Raw genomic sequence first — 22,013 nt, forward strand, 5'->3', positions numbered from 1 at the left:
TAAGCCCTAAGGCTTTACCGGTTTTTTTATGTGTTTTTTAATCTAAAAAAACTTTCTTTTAAAGATTTACTTAGGGCTTACCAAGGCAACTCATCGCCATTGGAATGAATGAAACGCCCTGCATTATCAAGGGTCATCTCTTCTATTCGAGCCACTAACCTTTCAGCTGAAGTATCGGCGTCAATATCACCGCTGCCGTTCACCATTTCAGTTTGCACAAACCCTGGGTGAAACAAACCTACCGCGATTCCTTGTGGCTTGAGATCGTTTGCTAATGAAACACCAGCAGCATTTAGCGCGGCTTTCGACATTCTATAGCCATAATATCCGCCAGAGGTGTTATCGGTCATAGAGCCCATTCTGCTGGTGATCATGGCTATCTTACTGTTTTCAGCCATTGATGAAAGCAGCGTTTGCGTGACGAGCAGTGGCCCCATCGCGTTTACTCTAAACTGATAATCTATGGTGTGAGGTTCCCAGTCATCTAAGGTTTCTCTGCCTAACACACCAGCGTTATTAATAAGCAGGTCAATCTTAACGTCTGTTAATTCCGCTAAACTATCTGCCAGTGTATCTGGCTGCGACACGTCAACACCCGTAATGACTTTAACGCCAGAAGAATTGAGCTCATCACAGCTATTACGACAGGTGGCGTACACTGTTGCACCTTGCGCTTTGTATTGTTTAACGAGGGCTAAACCAATACCACGGTTGCCCCCTGTAATGACTACGTTCATGTTAACGCTCCCTATTTTTATGCTGCACCCAATTTAGAATATGCCAGTCGTACTTCGAGATAACTAGGCTGCATGCACTAACAATGAAAGTATGTTTTAACCGTTTTTTCAAACAGTAAGATTTGTCTTTAAGCAGGCAAATCGTAATGCTCTTTAACACGTTATATCACGTAGCTTTTTATCTTTACTGGTTTTCAGCCACTAAAAAAGCAAGTAAAAATGCGGCCTACCCTAGCGACGCTAGCAAACGCGCAAGATCTTCAGGTGTATCAATACCTACTGGTGGTTTGGCATTTGCCACAGCACAATGGATTTTGTCGCCATACCACAAGGCCCGAAGCTGCTCGAGAGATTCAATTTGCTCAAGAGCACTAGGCTGATAACTTACGTACTGCTGCACGTATTGTGCACGGTACGCATAAATGCCTATATGTCGAAAATACAATTTAGGATCAGCACTTTGACGGTTTTCCATCATACGATCACGCTCAAATGGAATAGCCGAACGAGAAAAGTACATCGCTTCTTGATGTGCGTTAACGAGTACTTTAACCATATTAGGATTGAATACATCGTCGCTTTCTAAAATGGACGTAGACAAGGTAGCCATCACACATTGAGGTGCATTCGACAAATTACTTGCCACTTGCTTAATGTTCGCCGCTGGAATAAAAGGTTCGTCGCCTTGCACATTAACCACTATGCTATCAGCAGCAATGTTTTCTTTCTCAATGACCTCGGCAATACGTTCGGTGCCCGATTGATGTGTATCGGCGGTCATACATACATGAGAGAATTCGTTTGCAACGTCGGCAATGCGCATATCGTCAGTGGCGACAATTATCCGCTCCGCCCCCGCCTCAATGGCTCGCTCCACCACATGCTGAATCATGGGTTTGCCGTTAATATCCGCTAGGGGTTTGCCTGGAAAACGACTAGAGCCATATCGTGCGGGAATAACTACTGTAAATGCCATCACACACCTATCGCGTTGCGTCTACTTCATCAAGTGTCATTACCGTTGCTTTGCTTTCGATAAGCACCGGAATACCGTCTTTAATATCGTAAGCTAAACGGTCAAAGCGGCAAATTAGCTTATCTTTTTCATCATTAAGCACCAATTTACCTTTGCACACTGGGCATGCCAGTACTTCTAATAATTTATTATCAAATGCCATTGTATTTCCTTGCTTGCTAAGGCGTCATTGTTAAGCCAGCATTAACCAGCTTATTATCTATTTGTGTGAAAAAATTCTGGTCGATACTTGCCGAAACCGGCAAATACCAACAATCACTGTGGGCGATATCACTAACCTTCACTGCATCTTTTTCGGTCATTAATACCGTACCCGATGGAATATCGTTTGCCGTAAATTGGTGATGATCAGGAAACGGTAATGTGCTGGACAAGTTCACCCCCATACTCTTTAACTGAGAGAAAAAACGTTCAGGAGCACCAATACCCGCCATTGCGGTAATATTTTTACCAGTAAAGTTAGTCAGTTCAGTCTGCTCGGTGGGCTTTGTAACAGAGCACACTTCACCGGCTACCAACTTCATAAGGTACTGAGGAGTTTTTCCTGCTTTAAGCTCTGGCTTTTTGTTATCAGCACGGTTATGCACGATAGCATCCACCGTGGCCAGCCGCCAATGACCTTCTCTAAGCGGCCCCATAGGTATTAAGAAGCCACTGCCGGTTAAACGTTCGTCCATTACCAGCACTTCAACATCTCTTGCTAACGCATAATGTTGAAGCCCATCATCACAGATAATTAGGTCGCAATTAAGATCATTTGAAAGGTAATCTGCTCCCCGACTGCGAATGGGGTCAATGACCACTGGCACTTGACTACGAATGGCCAGTAATCGAGGTTCATCTCCTACTTCACTGGCATCATCGTTACCGGTAACTTGTCGAGGATAGTAGCTAGACTTACCGCCATACCCTCTACTTAAAATACCAACTTGCATACCCTTATTGCGATAATACTGCGCGAGTGCAAGTACTACGGGTGTTTTACCGTTACCGCCAACCGAAATATTGCCTACGACAATAACCTTAGCACGGCCTCGATACACTTTTTTCAGGCCTGTAGAAAACAAAAACCTTCGAAAAGCGGATATCACCCAGAAAAGTATCGCAAGTGGCGATAACAGCCAAACTAACGGGTGACCAGCGTACCAGCGCTTCACCATACGGCTCACTTAGTTATCACCAAACTGCAGCGCGTGAAGCTGAGCATAATGCCCACCTTTCTCAAGTAACTCGTGATGCTTACCACTTTCAATGATGCGACCTTGCTCAACCACCATGATGGTATCGGCATTTTCAATAGTCGATAACCTGTGTGCGACTACAATACTGGTACAACGTTGCTGTAGCGTTTCTAACGCATCTTGAATCAATCTTTCAGATTCGGTATCAAGCGCTGAGGTTGCTTCATCTAAAATCAAAATAGGTGCATCGGCCAAAATAGCCCGCGCAATAGCGATACGTTGACGCTGACCGCCCGATAACATAAGGCCATTTTCACCAATAACGGTATCGATACCTTCAGGTAAATTACCTAAAAATTCATCGACATGAGCCATTTTACAGGCTTGCTCGATTTGCGCTTGCGTCACCGTTTCTTTCGCACCATAAGCAATGTTATTGGCAATAGAATCGTTAAACAATGTCACATTTTGCGATACCACAGCAAACTGCGCCCGTAGTGATTTCAAATCAATACTGTCTAAAGGATTATCATCCAACCTGACTTGCCCACTTTGCGGCGAATAGAATCGGGTAAGCAACGACGAAATAGTCGACTTGCCGCTTCCTGAACGCCCGACCAAAGCAACTGAATGGCCAGGCTCTGCGGTAAACGAGACGTTCGTTAACGCAGGAGAATGCTTGCCAGGGTAAGTAAAGGTAACATCATCGAATTCAATTTTACCCACTGCACGCTCTACTTTTATGTCGCCGGAATCGGCTTCGTTTTCTCTGTCTAATATTTCAAATACGCTCACGCAGGCAGTCATGCCTTTTTGAAATTCATTATTAATTGTCGTTAACTGTTTAAGTGGCTTTAATAGCATCACCATACAAAACACTACGTTAATAAATACACCCGCAGAGAGCTTTTCTACCATGCCAGGCGTACTGGCAATATAGAGCACTACGGCTAACGCAACAGACGCAATAACTTGAATAGACGACACACTTAAAATTTGGGTAACCGCCAGTTTCATGGTTTGTTGACGATTATTGTTATTTTTCTGCTCGAAGCGTTTTTGTTCGATGGTTTGTCCACCAAACATAATGACCACTTTATGGCCTTTTACCGCTTGCTCTACCGCAGAAGTTAAGTTGCCCATGGCTTGCTGAATGTTTCGACTCACCACCCTAAACCGCTTACTAACAAATGAGACAATAACGGCAACCAAGGGGCCAATTAGTAAGAAGATAATAGATAACTGCCACGAGTAATAAAACATTACCGCGAGTAATCCAATAACAAGCGCCCCTTCCCGAACCAAGGTTAACAAAGCTTTACCAGAAGCATTGGCAACTTGCTCTGTGTCGTAGGTCACTTTACTTATTAACGCGCCCACCGCTTGCGTATCGTGGAATGACACTGGCAAATGGATATATTTATCGAACAACTGTTGTCGCATGCGCATGACAACCTTCGCACCAATCCACGTTAATGTGTAAGTACCAAGGAAGTTGAATAGGCCCCGTAACAAAAACAAAGGGACTATCGCATAGGCGGCCAACCGCAGGTACGCATGATCGTTTTTCCCTAGTGACTCGTCAATCATGGGCTGCAATTGTGCAAATACAAAAGTATCTACCGCGGAGTAGCCCACCATGCCAATAACGGCAACGAAGAAAGGGAGTTTATATTCACGCAGATAGCGTAAAAAGCGTTTAACCTGGAAGGCCGACGGATCGGTTTGTTGCATCAAAGTGTTTTAACCTGTTCGTTATTCATTACTTTCACCCTAGCTATTGTACTAGTACTTGAGTCATTTCCCTAATCAACCCTATGCTTTGCTTGGAAAATGTCCGTTTTCTTCACTTCAAACTCTGAAGAAATAAGGTGCCTTGGCGTATAACGTGGCAAATACCAACGGTTTTGGGCGTCTTTTCGTTCTGAACTAACTATATAGCCACCTTCTGCGAACTCAAGTCGAATGAAACCAAATTCGCTGGTGGTGAATTGGCGTACGCCATAATGTTGGTAGCGAGAAAATACTGATTGGCTTGGAAATTTCCATCTATTTTCATACCCTTGGGTATAAATCACCACATCAGGGGAAACACGTTTAATCCATATATCAGTAGATGAGGTTTTACTGCCATGATGAGGCGCAATTAACACATCAGCATCTACTACCACTCTTTTGAATTGGCTTTTATTATTTTGAGCACTGCTTACGCCCGCATTAGCACCCACAGTCATTTGCTTTTTTTCTGCATGCAATATGGCGTACTCACTGGCACGCTCAATATCACCAGGTAGTAGAACACTGTGATGTCCATCATCAATTTTTATCACGCAAGACATGGCATTACTGTCTTCTTGATTTCCTTTTTCAGGCCATAGAAAAGTCAGGGTTAAGCCTTGCCAGTTAATTCCCCTGCCTCGCTCACACCCGTCTATCGGGCTTATCCATGAGGGTTGTATACCTTTGCTGTCTAACCAATCTTTAAAAGCCGTTTTTCCGCCAGCGTGATCAGTATCGCCATGACTATGAATAACCATGTCTACTTGTTCACTGTTATTTCGTTTAAGAAATGCCGGTATTACCTGACTTGCTAACGGCGCTTCACCGTTATACATAGGCCCTGTATCTACAATGATGGCATGTACACCTTTAGTTAATGCAATGGCAGTCCCCTGCCCAGCATCAAATACATTTACAAACCATCGGGTTGGAGAAGAAGGAATAAAAGAGAAGATAACAGGCAGTATTAGCACTAACACACATGCCCATTTGTAGCGCCACTTGGGTAAAAACGCTAATAACATAGCAATAAGCAGGCACAGCATTGAACCCGTGCTGGGATAGAAGTGAATTGCACTTATTCGCCAAGATGCCGCTTCACTTAAACAGGTTAAAAGCCAGCCTAATACTGTATCTATTTTAAGAAGCACCCAAACAGAAAAGTCTACGCTTGGAGGAACTAAGCTTGTAGAAAGATAGTACCCTGCCATTAAAGCAATTAGTGCAACAGGAAGAATAAGTGTAATAACCGGCAATACAAAGAGATTAGCAATAATGCCAATTGTACTAGCCGTACCAAACCACAAAAGAGTGATAGGCGCCATCACAACACTCACGCCTAACTGCATGCAACATAATGCTTTGTACCAAGGCATCCCTTGAAATCGAAACCGCCAATTAAGCAGCCAAATACTTATCACCGCGCCAATACTTAAATAAAAGCTGGCTTGTAACAACGACAAAGGGAACAACACAATACAGGTAAACAACATGAAAACGCCCATGTGTAATGGCCGTAACACATTATTGAACACGGCAAAGCCTACGCCCATCACCAATAAAACAAACGCCCTCACCACGGGCAGTGCCATACCACTTAGCATGACATACAGCGCCGCACTACTAACCAAAGTTACTAATACGTAACTCCTTAGGTTTATAAAAGCCGATTTTCGTTTCATTATGCTGCTGACAACAAAAATAAACGCGCTACATCCATAAAACGCTGTCATGGCGATTATGGATAAGTGCATTCCCGATATACTGAAAATATGCGCGGTACCGGTTTGACCAATCGTATACCAGTCGTCTTTAGTTAACAGACTACGTTCACCAATCAATAGCGCCTGAAACCAGCGCATCTGATTAAGAGGTAACGTAGATAAAAAAACTGACATGTTATGACGAGTACTATGATTATGAACCACGGAATCATTGTGTAGCTGTTTTATATAGCCCGTGGCCACAATCCGTTGGCTGGCAAGGTATTGTTGCCGATTAAAACCTACTGGGTTAAGCGTGCCGTAGGCTGGTTTTAATTTCACCGTGGCCGTAAATTTATCACCGTTGTGTAAACAGGCACCGGTCACGCGGTGACTTAATGTCATTTTACGAGTGAATCTGAGTGCTAAATCATCTAGGGCGTTAACCTTTACGGTGTACGCCATAAATCGCTGTTCGCCTGCATCATGCCCTGCGCGTTGAGTCGGTTTTAATTTACTTGAGTTTGCCGTGCTTTCTATATTTTCTGCATTTAATGCATTTACACTATTTTGTAAGCTGAGCTCGGCGTTTTTTTGACCACTTAGACAGCCTCCTTGGTCAACCACCGCATTAATTGTGACATCTTGTTGAATTTTGCTCTGTGGTAGTTGCCAAGATAGGTGCCAATACCCTAAACTCGCCAACCATGTAGCACCTATAAAAGCGCCACTAACTGCAATAAGCACAAACTTTATCCAAGACGTTTGTTTCTCACCGCTTATTGTTTGAAAGTGAAAATTGCACTTTGATAGGAACAGCAGTACACCACCACCTATGGCAAGCGTCATCACTAGGTTTAGCGATGGCAACTCGGGCCATAAAGCAGCGGTTGTTGCGCTAACACAAAAACTGCCACACCAAATTGTGATACGATTTACCATTGTTTTACGTAGCAATAAATATAGCTGGCTGAATGTAGCCCATATGTTGATAGTTAACGAACGAGTGTTATGCCTAAGAAATTGATTAGACGTTTCCTGCCTGAACCGCAGGCTATAAAGAACAACAAAATTCTGCGCGTGTTCGGCAGCGTTTTGCACGAACCTAATTTATGGCATTTAAACAGACGTTCAGCGGCAGGCGGATTTTGTATAGGGCTGTTTTTTGCATTTTGGCCTGTACCCTTTCAAATGTGGCTTTCTGCGGGTGTCGCCATTCCTTTTCGTGCGAATTTACCGTTATCGGTAGCCACAGTGTGGGTAACCAACCCCTTCACCATACCGCCTATATTTTATGCTGCTTATAAAATTGGTTCTACTGTACTTGGGACCAAGCCTGAGCACTTTGAATTCCAATTCAGTTGGCAATGGGTAGTAGAAAGCATCAGTACCATTGGCCCCGCATTTTTAGTTGGCTGCGCAATTTGTTCCATCATCGCCAGCGCTGTGGGTTACTTCACCCTGAACTGGATTTGGCGTTTTCAGGTTAAAAAGGCATGGGAACGCAGAAGATTGGCGCGTGCAAAAGCCAAGGTACAAACACAGTAGCGCGCTGTCCCTGTTTTTAGACAGAAGAGTACAAGACGGGTGCAGGCGAGTACATGGCCTACCAAATATGTTTTGAATACACAGCTGTATACCCAAAAAAAACCACACACGCATACACGAAAAAGGCGCTCTAAGCGCCTTTTTACGTTTGAATGGTAAGCATGCTATTAATACTGATTGCTCAAGCAATGCTAGTGATATAGTGCTAGTCATGCTCTGCTAAAAAGGCGAGTAACGTCGCTTCATCCCACACTTCAACATCTAGCTCCTGTGCTTTGGTCAGCTTAGATCCCGCTTTTTCACCCGCGACTAAAAACGAGGTATTCTTCGATACCGAGCCGGCTACTTTTGCACCCAACAATTGCAGTTTCGCCTTAACGTCAGAGCGCCCCATCTCGCTTAAGGTTCCTGTTACTACGCAGGTTTGTCCATCAAGAGGTAGCGCACTTTGTGGCTTTTTCTCAATGGCAGGCCAATGAATACCCGCCTCTAGTAAGGCGTCGATAACATCGGTGTTGTGTGGCTCATTAAAGAAGTTATGCAAATGCGCTGCTACAATCCCGCCAACATCTTGCACTTCAATGAGTTCGTCTTCGCTCGCGCTGCGAATAGCCTCAAGGGTTTCAAAATGCATCGCTAGATTAGCCGCCGTGGCTTCACCTACTTCTCTAATACCTAACGCATATAAAAACTTAGCTAACGTGGTAGCTTTCGATGCCTCTAGTGACTGCAACAACTTGGCAGCAGACTTTTCAGCCATGCGCTCAAGACCCACTACATCGCCCAATTTAAGATTGAAAAAATCTGCTGGGCTATGCACTAAATCGGCATCAACGAGTTGATCTACCAACTTATCGCCTAACCCGTCGATATCAAATGCTTTTCGAGAGGCAAAATGCTTTAACGCTTGCTTACGCTGCGCTGCACAAATAAGGCCGCCGGTACAACGAGCAACGGCTTCGTCTTCCAATTTTTCTACATTAGAGCCACAAACTGGACAATCTGTAGGAAAGACAATGTCTTTAACGTTGTCATCTCTTTTGGCTTGCACAACTGACACCACTTGAGGAATAACGTCACCCGCACGGCGAATAATGACGTAGTCGCCTACCTTCACCCCTAAGCGGTCTATTTCATCTTGGTTATGTAAAGTGGCGTTTGACACAGTAACACCACCCACAAACACGGGCTCTAATCTTGCGACAGGCGTTATTGCACCGGTACGCCCCACTTGAAACTCAACATCTAACAGTTTGGTAATTTCTTCTTGAGCAGGGAATTTCTGTGCAATTGCCCATCGTGGCGCCCGTGCTACAAAGCCTAATGTTTGCTGTACGCTTATATCATCAACTTTAAACACTACGCCATCGATGTCGTAAGGTAAGTTGTCACGAAGGGTTAATATGCGCTGGTAGTACTCTAAGCAGCCTTTGCCACCCTCTGCAGTATCGATATCAGGGCATAAGGGTATGCCCCAGTCACCTAATTGCGCTAATCGCGCACTATGATAACGTGGCAGCTCGAAATCCTCAGGCGTAACCACACCTAAAGAATAAGCGTAAAACATTAATGGACGTTTCGCTGTTACTTTTGAATCAAGCTGCCTAAGGCTGCCAGCGGCAGCATTACGAGGATTAGCAAACACTTTACCATCGTTAGCACGCTGATAATCATTAAGCGCTTCAAAGCCCTTCTTAGGCATAAATACTTCGCCGCGAACTTCCAATCGAGACGGGTAGTTTTCGCCGCGTAATGTAAGGGGAACGTTAGCAATGGTGCGAACATTAGTCGTAATGTTCTCGCCAACTTGGCCATCCCCTCGCGTAGCTGCACGTACCATTTCGCCATTTTCATAAAGAATACTAACTGCTAACCCATCAAGCTTTGGTTCGCAGCTAAAGCTAAGCGCTTTATTATCTTTCAGGCGATCGTAAATTCGTTTTTCAAACGCCAATAGCGACACATCATCAAATGCGTTATCAAGAGACAACATAGGCACTTCATGGGTAACCTGTTCGAAGGCTGAAAGCGCAGCGCCCCCCACTTTTTGACTGGGCGAACTCACACTTTGCAATTCAGGGAATTGCTTTTCAATGCTAATGAGTTCCTGCATATCTCTATCATATTGTGCATCGGGCACCGTTGGGGCATCGAGTACATAGTATTGATAGTTGTATTCATTTATTTGCCCACGAAGTGATTCGGCGCGGGCTTTAGCTTGTTCTAACGTGTCAGACATGATGATACTTGCGTGTAATTTTTTAAAAGAAATGGCTGTTATGTTCTGCTAACTAAAACAGAAGCAGCACCCTCACTCAATGTTAATTGAGTGGATGTACTTAACTACAAATAATTGCCCTAATGGTAGCATGAGATAACAAAAAAGGGCCGCTAAAAAGTCAGGCCCTTTCTGCTATGTATAGAAAATGACTACTGACGGGTAATTATACGTTTGCGTTCAAACTCACGTATTTTTTCCATGTATTGCTGTAAACCTTGTTTGGTTAGCACGCTACGACGACCATCTAGCACTTGACCACCAAATTCATCTGCCAGCTTACGTGCGGCGTTATGCATCATGTTGAACACTTGATGCGGGTCGCCTTCAATGGGCAGGATCATAAACAAAGAAACACCCTGAGTGTTAAAGGTTTCAAGGTTATCAATATCGAAAATTCCAGGCTTAAACATATTGGCTAAGCTGAATAACACTGGGCCTTTACCATTTGAATTCACATGACGGTGGAAAATATCCTGGTCGCCAAACTTAAAGCCAAGGGTAAGTAGCATAGGCAACAGGGCAGCACCCGCTATTGGGTCGTCTTCGGGCGCTTTCACATTGAGTACAAGTACTTCTTGCTCAATTTGCTCAGAAGCGCCTTCATTTTGAGTGCGGCTGTCAGAAGCAGTCGCGTTTTGCATACTATTTTCTTGGCTGCCTGTATTCGCACTTTCTACGCCTTCTGAATTGGCTGCACTATCATCAAAATCGATACGCATTTGATCATCGCCAAATTTAGGCTCTTGGCGCTTGCGAGAAATAGGTTTGCTGCGCTTTCCTTTCATAAATCGCTTAGCTTGTTGACCTAGGCCGCTGGCACTAACGACTTCAGCACCTTCGCTTACCCGATGTTCAGCGTCTTTACGGCCTGTCTCTGCAGTATTCCCCGACACTGATTGCGTTGCCGGTGAATCTAAACTGAAATCATCGATTTCTGGTGAGTTGTGTTCAGGTGCTGATTCACTATTACCTGCATCATAAGACACTGGTGTATTATCAACAGCGCTATAACTTGCATAGGGCTGGTTGGTAGTGCTAGCGGCAGCTTCACTAGCAGATTCATCCTCACCTTCACGTAATAGAAACCCTGGAGGTTCTGGAAATGAGTCTGAACTGAAACCACCGTCCTCATTTGCAGGGGCTGAACTGCTTTGAAGATGCGGCTTTGGATTAGACACAACCGAACCATAAAGCTTAGGTTTATCGACCACCTTTTCTTTCGGTGCATTTGTGTCACAAGCGGAATCTTCAGAACTCGTTTTTGAACCATTAGCACTTGTGGCAGCACTTGAACCAGAGTTTGAAGTACTAGCTTCTTTCTGTGCAGATGTCGCTAGGTGATCACTGGTATCGTTTTCAGGCGACAGTTTATCCGATACATCACTAACATCGCTCTCATCAACATAGCTGTCATCGCTGCCATAAAAGCTTTTTGCTTTAGAGGCACTTGCCGCTGTGTGATTGGCATCGCTATGTCCATTGCTACTTGCGTCACTTGGGTTTTGCTCATCGCTTGCATCGAAATCATTTTGTGAATTTTCTTGTGCATTGCCAGAGCTCACCACGCGAACTTGGCCAATACCTAATTCATCAAAACCTTCTGATTGCGAACCTTCTTCCTCGCCCGTATCTGCCCACTGCCTAGGTTCAACCCGAGGTTTACTGTTCGGTTTTGTGTTTTTGCGAATTTTCCAAATACCGTGTGCAAGCACTGCAATTATAAAGCAGGTACCTGCAAACAATAGTGATAGACGTAATTCATCTTCCATTTAGCTTCGTCGCCCTTTGTTATGCTTCTGCGAAAGCCATTGCTTCATCAACATCAACCGCTACCATCCTAGACACACCAGGTTCTGCCATGGTAACACCGGTTAAATGACTTGCCATTTCCATCGCAATCTTATTGTGGGTGATATAAATAAACTGCACCGTTTGCGACATTTCTGAAACCAAGTTACAAAAACGCCCAACGTTAGCATCATCCAATGGTGCATCCACTTCATCCAGCAAACAAAAGGGTGCTGGATTAAGCCTAAATATCGCAAATACCAATGATAAAGCGGTTAACGCTTTTTCTCCACCGCTTAAAAGGTGAATTGTACTATTTTTCTTACCAGGAGGGCGTGCCATGATGGTCACCCCGGTTTCCAGTAAGTCATCGTCGGTTAAGGCTAAATAGGCTGAGCCTCCCCCGAACACTTTGGGAAACAGGGCTTTCAAATCTTGGTTCACTTGCTCAAATGTAGTAGAAAAACGGGTACGGGTTTCTTTATCTATTTTACGTATCGCGCTTTGTAATGTTTCTAACGCATCGGTTAAATCATTATATTGAGTATCAAGGTGTAACTTTCGTTCCGATTGGGTTTCGTATTCTTCTACCGCGGCCAGGTTCACCGCCCCTAAGCGTGACAAACTCCCTTGGGTGCTTTCAAGCTCTTTCTGCCACTTTGATTCTTCAGCCTCGTCAGGCAGTGTTTCAAGAATAGATTTAAGCGACAGCTTGCTGTCTTCTAGCTGCTCCAAAATAGCGGTAGCACGCACTTTAAACCCTTCAATCTCGATATTTAGCTTTTCGATATTGCTGGTGCGCTCTTGAATGTCTTTAGCCAACGCCTGTTGGCCTTTTTCTGACTCACGCAACAATTGTTCTATTTCATCATGCTTAGATTGGTACTCAGAACGCTTATTTTCGAGCTCACTTTTTTGGGTAAGCAATTCTTGTAGTTGAACTTTTTGAACTGCTTGTGGCGCCGACAAGTCGTTAAGCTCTTTGCTTAGCGTATCTCGTCTAGATTGATAATCGGTTAGCTGCTTTTGGTTACGCGTTACCTGTTGCGTGTATAAATTTTGATGACTTTCCAATTGCTGTACTTTCAATGCCATCTCATGAGCCTGATGTGTTAACGATTCTACCTTACTGCGAAGTTGCGCCACCTTATTATCAAATTTTTCTCGGTTGCTTTGTGCTTCGCTAACCCGCTCTTCGTATTCTGAGAGCTGTGCTTCATGTATTTCAAGCTGACTAGACAATGTTATAAGCTGCGCTTCTTCTTTATCTAACATGACGTTTTGCTTGCTTAATTCGTCTTTAAGTTTTGCATTCCGTGCCGCTAATTGTTCGTTTTGCATTACCAAAACAGACATGGCATTAGTATGTTGAAGTAGGGTATTTTTAAGGTTTTCATAAGTGAGTTTGGCATTGTCACTTTGCTCAGCATTACGGCTAACCAGCGTGTTAGCTTCATCCACTTTTGCTTGAGCTAATGTTATATCGTTTTCAATGCGGTTAAGAGTTTCACTTAATTCAGCCAGTTTTGATGCTCTATGCAACACGCTGTTCTCAACTTCACCGCCCCTCACTACCCAATCTTTGGCACACCAAAGCCCTTCTTGAGAAAGTAAGGTTTGTCCTTCTGCAAGGGTATTAACACTACCCAGTGCATCAGCATTGGTTTCACATAATAGGATATGATTGAACGCTTCTGGTACCCGTTCATTTGGCAAGGCGGCGGCCAGGGTGTTGGGTTGCTTTACATCAGTGAAAGCGGATTGCGCAAACACTCGCCCGCCCATGGGCAAAAACGTTATCTGATTAACTAATTCGTTTACTTCAAGGGAACCGGCAATATAAGGTTGATGCCAATAGCGCAATACGGTTTCCACACAGTCATTTAAATGTTCTGGCACGGTTAGCTGCTGCCACAACAACTGTAAGTCGCTATGCACATCTGTATTGCTGGTAGCAGCGTCATCTTGCAGTGCAGATAGTGCTGCAATGGTAGATTGCAATGATTGTCGTTCGCCATCTAGCTGTCTATGCATTGACTCTGCTTGTGCTAAGGCTTGCTGATTGCTAGCTAGGGCTTCCTTAGTGCCGTTGTACTGTTCCAATGCCTCGCTAACCTGAACTTCGGCTTCGTCAATTTGCGCGGCCAATATCGCAATACGTTCGCTAATATCATCGGTATCAAGCTGACTAAGCTCATCATTCAGTTCACTAATACGCTGCGTAGTACGAAGTTGCATGTTCATTGTCGACTGAATCTGACTGTGGCAGGTTTGTACTTCTTGCTTTAAGCGATGATAGATTTGTTCGTGCTCACGGCTTTGTGCACTGAAATCCCGGCGCTCTTGCTCGGCAATTTCAAACATGTCTTTGGCTTGCGCCAAGGCTTCATCATTTAATTCTTGCTGGGGCAACAAGGCACCTAAACCTGTTTTAGATGTAGCTAACGCTTGGTTAGCTTCATCTAACCCCGTAACCAACAAGTTCGTTTGTTCGTTTAACGTGGCTAGTTCGGCCTCAATTTGCTGTTTGCGCTGCTGACTATGTAATTCGTTTTGTTCAATGCGGGTAATGGCGTTACTGGTGGTAAAAAGCTGCTGCTGTACGTCGTCGGCGGCTTGTTTATTTTGCGCCAGTTGCTCTTTGTAGGTGAGCATGCCCGCTTCGTCGCCATGTTGTCGAGACACTAATGCATCAAGTGCTTGCTGATGACCTTGTAGCGCCTGCTGCAAATTTTCAGTTTGTTCGTTATTTTTCAAAAAGCGGATACCCGCTAACTGCCCTTTGAGTTCACGGACTTTTTCGCGCAATGCTCTATAGCGTGTAGCCGCCGCAGCTTGTCGCTGAAGCTTTTCAAGTTGTTGGCCAAGCTCATCTCGCACATCATTTAACCGCTCTAGGTTATCTTGCGTGTGGCGTATACGGTTTTCGGTTTCTCGCCTTCTTTCTTTGTATTTAGAAATACCGGCCGCTTCTTCAATGAAAACACGCAGCTCTTGCGGCTTAGATTCTATTAGCCGAGAAATCATGCCTTGTTCAATGATGGCATAAGAGCGAGGCCCTAATCCTGTGCCTAAAAACAGATCGGTTACATCACGGCGACGACACTTAGTGCCATTTAGAAAGTAAGTAGATTGGGCATCGCGGGTGACTAATCGTCTTACCGATAATTCGCTGTAGGTAGCATATTCACCGCCAATTCGCCCTGCACTGTTATCAAAAAACAACTCAACACTGCACTGCCCCACAGGTTTACGTGCACTAGAGCCGTTAAAAATAACGTCTGTCATGGCATCGCCACGTAAATTCTTAGCAGAACTTTCCCCTAACACCCATCGTACGGCATCGATTACATTCGACTTTCCGCACCCATTTGGGCCGACGACAGCAGTCATTTCACTAGGAAAAGGAATTGTGGTTGGGTCTACAAAGGACTTAAAGCCCGCTAACTTGATCTTTTTTAAGCGCACAACACTACCTTACGCACTATAGCTACGTAACAAGAGGCGCCCCGTTGATATGGGTTAAACGTTATAAAAGAAATATTTAGCGTATTGGCTAAGTGCATTAGGAAGCACATTTTTATGGTTTTTATTATGTTTGGACTTTACCAAATCTAACAGCTTGTAACAATTACCATTTCGTTTGCGTTAGAGTGTTACGTATAATGTGTAAGTAACTATGTTCCAGTAACTATGTGTAAGTAACATGTTTCAGTAAAACCGCCTTAGTAAAACCGAGCAATGGAGTAATGATGAGTTCGCGAAGTGGTGTACATTATTTTTTTGAAGGGTTTTCATTAATCAAGACTAAGGGCCTAAAACGTTTTGTTTTTGTTCCCTTGGCTATCAATATCCTGCTTTTTTCCGCCGCATTTTATTTTCTATTTGGCCAAATAGAATACGGCATAAGCTATGTCATCAACTTAGTGCCTGAATGGCTGGGTTGGGTTAAAACGGCAGTGAATTTCTTTTTATGGCCATTAGCAGTATTAAGTGTACTGCTTATATTTGCCCTTATATTCGGCACACTCGCAAACTGGATTGCTGCGCCTTTTAACGGTGTATTATCAGAAAAAGTCGAGCGGCACTTAACAGGGCAAGCCATGGGCGACGATGGATTGCTCGACTTGGTAAAAGACATTCCTCGCACCTTGGGCCGAGAATTCACCAAACTCTTTTGGTATATCCCTCGCGCTATAGGCTTCTTAATACTGTTTATATTTGTGCCTGTGTTCGGGCAAATTCTATGGTTCTTGTTTTCTGCCTGGATGATGGCCATTCAATACTGCGATTACCCTTACGATAATCACAAAATTGACTTTAAGCGCATGCAAAATCACCTGTCACAACATAAAGGCAAATCGATGTCCTTTGGCGTGATGGTGAATATCTTTTCACTTATTCCCGTGGTGAATTTTATTGTTATGCCAGTCGCCATTTGTGGCGCTACATCTATGTGGGTAAGTGAATTACGTGATGAGGCATTAAGAAAACGAGTGTAATGTTCTACTCTTCGGTATCGTTATTACTGCCTGTATTTGTGGTAGCAGCATCTGCTGCTGCCTCACCCGCATTCATTTCACCACTCGCCTTGTGGCTTTCGTAGGCCGCAAGCCATTGCCCTGCTTCTTCTGGCTGTCCGTTTTTATGAAATGCTTGGAACAAATTCATTGAAATGGGTCGCTGCGCTGCCGGATTCGCTAATTGCTCTTGCCACAACGACAAATACAAATCAGGTATTACACCACTATCATGGTGCTCCATAAACGTGATCACACGGCTAGGCTTGTAGCTGGTTACGTTTATCGCACCACAAGTTTTAGCCGTACCTACCCGCAAAGGTAAAAACTCTTCTTTGGCTGTTGTTTCCCAGCGATTTACCGTATTTTGAGGATGATAAGCAATGGCACCGTCCATAGTAAGATTAGGAGGAGCAAACGTGTTTAACCCTTCGCTGGAGCAGAAACGCCTCGCGGCATTACGTGACAGCGCGTATTCATCAATAAAACCTGAGAAGTGCGCCAGTTCGTGCACCATCACTGAGTAAGCATCGCTTATATCTAAGTACATCACCCCATTTTGAACATTGGCTTTGCCTTGCTCTGATACCACAATGGCGTGGGTAACATCACGCGCTTTAACAATGGGAGCGAGCGGCTTTACGTTGCAGGCAAGATTACCTTGCCCTTTAAAATTAGCGTTACAGTCGAGCACGTTATTTTCAAGCCATATAGGCGGCGCAATACATAATGGAAGTTCGCTTAGCCGCTCATCATTCTTATAGTCTTTGTATAACTTATCCGCTCGAGCAATCGTCGCTAACGACGTGGCCACAAGTTGTATTCGCTGATGGCACATTGTATTTGATTGCCATGTATATCGAGGCACATTAGAAGGTGTTGTTGGACTGTATCGCTGGATAACAGATGCCATTTGCTGCGCTAGTTTATGGCCTTCTTTGGCCGCACGCTGAATAAACCCCTTTGCATCTTCGCGATTATTTTCATCCCACAGCAACCTGCCATACTTAAATGCACTTTGCATATCTTGCATGGCCGTTTTTTGGAGCCAAGGTTTGGCTAATTCTGGTTGAGCGTGTAATAGATACCAATCGGCGAGTGCCGCTTGTGCTGGCATATAACCTTGTTCAGCCGCTCTTATTAGCCATTTTTCTCGTTTTTCAGGGTTCTCAGTGGCCATGGCGAAAGCCAGCTGAGCTTCAGCAACGTTACCCAGAGCTGCTAAACGAACGAGCCGGTCGGAAGCGGCCTCTTCACCAAGTAGCTGGTACAAAGCCCATGCAGCGTCAGCGTTATTAATTGAAGCTAGCTGCTCAAGCCAATATTGGGCGTTGTTTTTACTTGCTAGCATAATAAGAAGGCGTTGCGCTTCTTCGCTAGCATTATCGCTGCCCTGACTTGTACCAGACTGTTCATGGTTTTGCGCCGCAAGCCACAGCAGCGCGTAAACACTTTGCTTTAATGGAGGTGGGCAATTTGCAGAAGTACTAGACGTTAAATCAGTGCTTGCTGTATCAGAGGCAGCTATATCAGAGCCAGTTGAATCAGAAAAAGATTGTTCGGGGGTTAATGACTCGGGCAAATCAGGCTCATTAGAGCGAGGTTCGGCTGTAAGAAGTTGCTTATCGTAAGCCTGTATTGCCGATGTAGCATTACGCACTAACTGCTGAGTGTAACGGCCGCTGTCGCCCGCAATCAGCAAAAGCGCTATTATCGCTAGTGTTAATCCACGCATTGTTTAGGCGCTGTTACTCTTGAGCGTCTGACGAACTTTGACGAAGACGGTTAAGTTCCATACGTGCATAACGATGTTCAACATAATCGAAGACGTTAGTGCTTAGCGCCAACTTAAAGTAATTCGAAGCAATACCATTATTACCATCTTGGCTATGGTACTTGCCTAAATAAAAGTACGCTTCACACAGTCTATCGGTTAATGCTTTTTGGCTTTTTACGCCATCAAGTAGCGAATTAAGTACAGCATTTTCATCGACCACCCCTAAGAACAAATCGGTAAGTGTGGTTGCCCAATGTTCGTTGTTCAATTCTGGGCGAATAGCCGCTAAATAAGCCTGACCTTCTTCTGGCGACAAATCATAATGTGCGAAATAAGCCCACAATGCGCGAAACGGGTCAGAATTGTCTTTCTGTAGAAATAAGCCTAAATCTTCAACAGCCAGCTCAGCTCTACCGCCGTAATACAAGGCAATGCCGCGATTTAAAAAAGCGAAATCGTATTCAGGGTTAATTTCTAGCGTAGAATCGAAAGAATCGTAGGCTTGAATAAAGTCACTTTGCTGAATGTAGTGAATGCCCATTGAATTATAGGCTTCTGCAAAATCGGGCTTAAGGTTAATGGCCTGACTGTAGTCAAACTGCGCTAGCCCACCTAAGCCAACGCTGTCGTATAGCATTCCGCGCTGTAGGTGAAGCTCTGCTTTGTCTTCGTCAGACAAGGCACTGCTACCCAAAATTTGATTGTAACGGGCAATAGCCATTTCAGAGCGAGGATTAACTGGCGCAGGCTCTGCTAACAGTAAATTACCCATTTGTGGTTGGCGAGAAACTTCTGGAGTTTGTGCACAACCGCCTAAAATACCAACAGATATGAAAAAAAAGATGAGACTAACGTTTCGACGCATGGTAAAAAAGCATTCTTAAGTAAGAAAAAACATCCCGCGTTACAGATGCGTAAGCGGCTTTATATGCCGCCAACCTTCTCGCATTTAGTATAAAAAGTAAAGTTATAAGTCGGGAGAATGTAGGTAGTTATGGATAATAAAAAGATAAAAAAACTAATAGAACAAGCACAAGAAGTTCAACAACACTCGCACTCACCTTATTCTAATTTCAAAGTGGGAGCAGCTGTACTTACTGAGTCAGGTGATATTTTTGCAGGCTGCAACGTAGAAAGTGCCGCTTACCCGCTTAGTCAATGCGCTGAAGCTAGCGCCATTGGAAATATGGTTAGTCACGGCCACAAGCGCATTCATTCTATTGTGGTGGCGAGTCAGAACGACGAGTTTTGCTTTCCTTGCGGAGGCTGTCGACAAAAAATTGCAGAGTTTGCACCGGATGACACCCCTGTGGTGATGGTCACTAAATCTGGTGAAACCCACGAAACCACCATTGGTGAATTACTGCCTAATGCGTTTAGAGCGCATGATTTAGGTAAGTAATAGGTAAATAGCTACGCTCAAACATAGTGTCTTACGCGGTTATTCTTAGTTATAACACCGCGTAAGGCTTACGCTTTTCACCCGTTTTAATACTAGGTTTCTATCCCCACCGTTTTTGTGATGCCTTGCTTGTTTAACGTTTAACCCGAGCACGTTTGTAATTACTCGGTCTTATCAGCACATTTTCGGCGCCGCAGAACGAGTAATATTCAAGATCAATCCATTTTGATTAAACGCTAATGCGACTTGGTCGCCAATTTCAATACCAGTGGCAATACGCTGATGGGCTCTCATGCTCGCGACAAGATTGTCAGACAAGGTTATTTGCTTTGACGAGCAATCTACTAACGTCCATTGGTTATCGATGTTCGTCAGTGTCGCTACGCTTGTTCTTACGGCATTCAATGTGACTACCTGTTGTTCATAAGCTCTGCTGTAAGCCTTATATTTTTTGCTGTAATCGTTAATATCTATATCGGCTATTTCATCGCTAAAACCGTGTACTTCAAGTGCCACATCTATAGTGTCAATATTTGCTGTATTACTTACTTGGCTTTTAAAGTCGTAAATGCCGACCAATACCACCAATACAAATGCCGCCGCGCCAAATGCAAACCAATCTTTATGCCAACCCCTTACGCGTTGCCAAAAGCGCTCCCCTCTTACAAAACGTAAATACTCATGGTGTTTGGCATTACCTATCACATTACGTTTAATGCGACTTGGCACCTTACGTTGATGCTTACTGTGCTGATATGCCTGACGGAACTGTTCATTTTCGTCGTTCATGATTGTGACTCCAATGCTTTTCTAAGCTTTTCCCTTGCATAACGAAGACGTGTTTTAACTGTCTCATGAGGGACACAACAAATCGTGCTTATCTCGTGCACGGTGAACCCTTCTTGCTGCAAGGAAAATGCTTCTTTTTGCTCGAAAGGTAACCGCTTTAATAGTTGGTGAAAGTCTGGAATGTCATCTAACGGTGCGCTATCAGACACCAAGTTTTCAACTTGATTACAATGGCTATTTTGTTGATGTTGTTTTCTAAGTTCGTCTAGCAGGGTGTTCCGCCCAAGGGTAAAAAGCCAGCCCAAGAATTTTCCTTCTTGGCGATACAAGTGCTTTTTTTCTATTACCTTTAGCCAGGTCTTTTGGGTTATATCGGCTGCCATATCGGCATCACTCAACACCAACAGATAGTAATACAGTGCATTGCTATGTTGATCGTATAAACGAGATAAGACTTTAGGTTCCCCAGTACGCGCATATCGTTCCATTAAGCTTTCATCGCTTAAGGGAGCACTAAACCAATCTTTTACTGATATCAGCAGCCCTGCTCTGGCATAACTCATACGCGTACTCCCTTAATTACCTTTAAGAACAAACAAAACTAATTAAAACGTATTATTACCGTGCGGATTCAAAACGAAAATCTAATACAACAAACATATCATGCTGAGCCACTGGCACACCATTTTCTATTTTTGGTTTATATTTCCATTTAGACAGGGCTCGACGGGCTGCACGGTCGAACACACGCTTGGGCTCGGAACCAATGATATGAATATCTTGTACCGTCCCATTTGACGCTACAGTAAAACCTAACTTAACCCACCCTTCTGTACCATTTCGCATCGCCTCTTGGGGAAAGGTTGGATCTACCCGAAATTGCGGAGAAGCTTGCATATCCTTTTTCCCACTTTGAAAATTGGGATTTATATTCACCGTATTGGTTGTAAATTGAGGGGTAAACTTAAACGTTGTATCGGTATCATTGGGCGTAGGATCCGCTTTAGGTATTTCCATAGGCGGTTGTGCTACAGGCTTCTCCATGGGTTTTATAGGCGTACGTACAATCACTTTAGGATCGTCTAAGGTTAGTACTACTGGCCCAACCGTCTGGTATTCAGTAACTTTGCTCCCCACCTGATTATTCTCAATCAACTTAGCCATAACGGCGAACAAACCAAAGGTGATAAGTATACTCATTGCTATATAAATAAGTGGCTTAACGCTAAAAGGTCGAAATACATCATGTTGTGTAAAAGCGTTCATATTGCTCTCCTGTTTTCTTAAATAACGAAACAAGATGGCAATAGGGGTGATTTATTTTTCTACTAAATCAAAACCGCATGCAGACAACCACTGGTATGACCATTCAAATTGATAAATTGACTCCTCTTCATCTGCTAATACTATATTCAGTCTCGCAAACTGGTGAAATCTTAGATCTTTACGCTTGTATTGAAGAGCTTGTATCG

General features: G+C 44.0%; 17 protein-coding genes. 3 read left to right on the top strand and 14 right to left on the bottom strand.

Annotated features, from left to right (window positions below):
* Positions 1-77: 77 nt before the first annotated feature.
* From J8L84_RS12410 to J8L84_RS12435, 6 genes are all read right to left on the bottom strand, one after another.
* Positions 78-737 carry an SDR family oxidoreductase gene (locus J8L84_RS12410; protein WP_211070968.1) on the bottom strand — a complete coding sequence of 220 codons (660 nt, stop codon included), beginning with the start codon at positions 735-737 and terminating at the stop codon, positions 78-80.
* 226 nt (positions 738-963) lie between these two features.
* The gene (kdsB, locus tag J8L84_RS12415; protein ID WP_211070969.1) at positions 964-1,713 is read right to left on the bottom strand and encodes a 3-deoxy-manno-octulosonate cytidylyltransferase; all 750 of its coding nucleotides are present in this window, start codon (positions 1,711-1,713) and stop codon (positions 964-966) included.
* Between the two features lie 7 nt (positions 1,714-1,720).
* Complete coding sequence (locus J8L84_RS12420) at positions 1,721-1,915, bottom strand: Trm112 family protein (protein WP_013783967.1); 195 nt, start codon at positions 1,913-1,915, stop codon at positions 1,721-1,723.
* Positions 1,916-1,931: 16 nt separating this feature from the next.
* Positions 1,932-2,933 (bottom strand): tetraacyldisaccharide 4'-kinase, encoded by a 1,002-nt coding sequence (gene lpxK / locus J8L84_RS12425; protein WP_211070970.1) that lies wholly within the window; start codon positions 2,931-2,933, stop codon positions 1,932-1,934.
* Positions 2,934-2,942: 9 nt separating this feature from the next.
* Positions 2,943-4,688 carry a lipid A export permease/ATP-binding protein MsbA gene (gene msbA / locus J8L84_RS12430; protein ID WP_211070971.1) on the bottom strand — a complete coding sequence of 582 codons (1,746 nt, stop codon included), beginning with the start codon at positions 4,686-4,688 and terminating at the stop codon, positions 2,943-2,945.
* Between the two features lie 71 nt (positions 4,689-4,759).
* The gene (locus tag J8L84_RS12435; protein WP_211070972.1) at positions 4,760-7,378 is read right to left on the bottom strand and encodes a DNA internalization-related competence protein ComEC/Rec2; all 2,619 of its coding nucleotides are present in this window, start codon (positions 7,376-7,378) and stop codon (positions 4,760-4,762) included.
* A 69-nt stretch (positions 7,379-7,447) separates the two neighbouring features.
* On the opposite strand from J8L84_RS12435, the gene J8L84_RS12440 reads away from it, so the two are divergent.
* Positions 7,448-7,984 (top strand): DUF2062 domain-containing protein, encoded by a 537-nt coding sequence (locus tag J8L84_RS12440; protein WP_211070973.1) that lies wholly within the window; start codon positions 7,448-7,450, stop codon positions 7,982-7,984.
* Positions 7,985-8,189: 205 nt separating this feature from the next.
* On the opposite strand, the gene ligA is transcribed toward J8L84_RS12440, so the two are convergent.
* From ligA to smc, 3 genes are all read right to left on the bottom strand, one after another.
* The gene (gene ligA / locus J8L84_RS12445; protein WP_211070974.1) at positions 8,190-10,223 is read right to left on the bottom strand and encodes an NAD-dependent DNA ligase LigA; all 2,034 of its coding nucleotides are present in this window, start codon (positions 10,221-10,223) and stop codon (positions 8,190-8,192) included.
* A 191-nt stretch (positions 10,224-10,414) separates the two neighbouring features.
* The gene (gene zipA / locus J8L84_RS12450; protein ID WP_211070975.1) at positions 10,415-12,034 is read right to left on the bottom strand and encodes a cell division protein ZipA; all 1,620 of its coding nucleotides are present in this window, start codon (positions 12,032-12,034) and stop codon (positions 10,415-10,417) included.
* Between the two features lie 19 nt (positions 12,035-12,053).
* On the bottom strand, positions 12,054-15,521 hold the full coding sequence (smc, locus tag J8L84_RS12455) for a chromosome segregation protein SMC (RefSeq protein WP_211070976.1): 3,468 nt from the start codon (positions 15,519-15,521) through the stop codon (positions 12,054-12,056).
* A 284-nt stretch (positions 15,522-15,805) separates the two neighbouring features.
* Between smc and cysZ the strand changes: the two genes are divergently transcribed.
* On the top strand, positions 15,806-16,555 hold the full coding sequence (gene cysZ / locus J8L84_RS12460) for a sulfate transporter CysZ (protein WP_211071101.1): 750 nt from the start codon (positions 15,806-15,808) through the stop codon (positions 16,553-16,555).
* A gap of 4 nt (positions 16,556-16,559) precedes the next feature.
* On the opposite strand, the gene J8L84_RS12465 is transcribed toward cysZ, so the two are convergent.
* On the bottom strand, positions 16,560-18,308 hold the full coding sequence (locus J8L84_RS12465) for a sel1 repeat family protein (protein ID WP_247670752.1): 1,749 nt from the start codon (positions 18,306-18,308) through the stop codon (positions 16,560-16,562).
* 13 nt (positions 18,309-18,321) lie between these two features.
* Positions 18,322-19,215 (bottom strand): lipoprotein NlpI, encoded by an 894-nt coding sequence (nlpI, locus tag J8L84_RS12470; RefSeq protein ID WP_211070977.1) that lies wholly within the window; start codon positions 19,213-19,215, stop codon positions 18,322-18,324.
* Positions 19,216-19,344: 129 nt separating this feature from the next.
* On the opposite strand from nlpI, the gene cdd reads away from it, so the two are divergent.
* Positions 19,345-19,752: a cytidine deaminase gene (gene cdd, locus J8L84_RS12475; RefSeq protein WP_057791582.1), complete on the top strand. Its 408-nt coding sequence runs from the start codon at positions 19,345-19,347 to the stop codon at positions 19,750-19,752.
* Positions 19,753-19,926: 174 nt separating this feature from the next.
* Here cdd and J8L84_RS12480 read toward each other — a convergent pair whose 3' ends face one another.
* The 3 genes from J8L84_RS12480 to J8L84_RS12490 are packed head-to-tail and all read right to left on the bottom strand — an operon-like array spanning position 19,927 to position 21,807.
* Complete coding sequence (locus J8L84_RS12480) at positions 19,927-20,541, bottom strand: hypothetical protein (protein WP_211070978.1); 615 nt, start codon at positions 20,539-20,541, stop codon at positions 19,927-19,929.
* Positions 20,538-21,104 (bottom strand): sigma-70 family RNA polymerase sigma factor, encoded by a 567-nt coding sequence (locus tag J8L84_RS12485; protein ID WP_247670753.1) that lies wholly within the window; start codon positions 21,102-21,104, stop codon positions 20,538-20,540. The genes J8L84_RS12480 and J8L84_RS12485 overlap by 4 nt, the downstream gene beginning before the upstream one ends.
* A gap of 55 nt (positions 21,105-21,159) precedes the next feature.
* Positions 21,160-21,807 carry an energy transducer TonB gene (locus tag J8L84_RS12490; RefSeq protein WP_211070979.1) on the bottom strand — a complete coding sequence of 216 codons (648 nt, stop codon included), beginning with the start codon at positions 21,805-21,807 and terminating at the stop codon, positions 21,160-21,162.
* Positions 21,808-22,013: the final 206 nt, after the last annotated feature.

The organism is Alteromonas sp. MMG017 (genome assembly GCF_018100795.1).
GTDB lineage: Bacteria > Pseudomonadota > Gammaproteobacteria > Enterobacterales > Alteromonadaceae > Alteromonas.

Bases quoted from the DNA above. Each gene is read 5' to 3' on its own strand.
- ligA (WP_211070974.1), bottom strand. From the start codon at position 10,223: ATGTCTGACACGTTAGAACAAGCTAAAGCCCGCGCCGAATCACTTCGT.
- kdsB (WP_211070969.1), bottom strand. From the start codon at position 1,713: ATGGCATTTACAGTAGTTATTCCCGCACGATATGGCTCTAGTCGTTTT.
- J8L84_RS12410 (WP_211070968.1), bottom strand. From the start codon at position 737: ATGAACGTAGTCATTACAGGGGGCAACCGTGGTATTGGTTTAGCCCTC.
- zipA (WP_211070975.1), bottom strand. From the start codon at position 12,034: ATGGAAGATGAATTACGTCTATCACTATTGTTTGCAGGTACCTGCTTT.
- J8L84_RS12420 (WP_013783967.1), bottom strand. From the start codon at position 1,915: ATGGCATTTGATAATAAATTATTAGAAGTACTGGCATGCCCAGTGTGC.
- J8L84_RS12485 (WP_247670753.1), bottom strand. From the start codon at position 21,104: ATGAGTTATGCCAGAGCAGGGCTGCTGATATCAGTAAAAGATTGGTTT.
- J8L84_RS12490 (WP_211070979.1), bottom strand. From the start codon at position 21,807: ATGAACGCTTTTACACAACATGATGTATTTCGACCTTTTAGCGTTAAG.
- J8L84_RS12465 (WP_247670752.1), bottom strand. From the start codon at position 18,308: ATGCGTGGATTAACACTAGCGATAATAGCGCTTTTGCTGATTGCGGGC.
- msbA (WP_211070971.1), bottom strand. From the start codon at position 4,688: ATGCAACAAACCGATCCGTCGGCCTTCCAGGTTAAACGCTTTTTACGC.
- cdd (WP_057791582.1), top strand. From the start codon at position 19,345: ATGGATAATAAAAAGATAAAAAAACTAATAGAACAAGCACAAGAAGTT.
- cysZ (WP_211071101.1), top strand. From the start codon at position 15,806: ATGAGTTCGCGAAGTGGTGTACATTATTTTTTTGAAGGGTTTTCATTA.
- J8L84_RS12480 (WP_211070978.1), bottom strand. From the start codon at position 20,541: ATGAACGACGAAAATGAACAGTTCCGTCAGGCATATCAGCACAGTAAG.
- nlpI (WP_211070977.1), bottom strand. From the start codon at position 19,215: ATGCGTCGAAACGTTAGTCTCATCTTTTTTTTCATATCTGTTGGTATT.
- J8L84_RS12435 (WP_211070972.1), bottom strand. From the start codon at position 7,378: ATGGTAAATCGTATCACAATTTGGTGTGGCAGTTTTTGTGTTAGCGCA.
- J8L84_RS12440 (WP_211070973.1), top strand. From the start codon at position 7,448: ATGCCTAAGAAATTGATTAGACGTTTCCTGCCTGAACCGCAGGCTATA.
- lpxK (WP_211070970.1), bottom strand. From the start codon at position 2,933: ATGGTGAAGCGCTGGTACGCTGGTCACCCGTTAGTTTGGCTGTTATCG.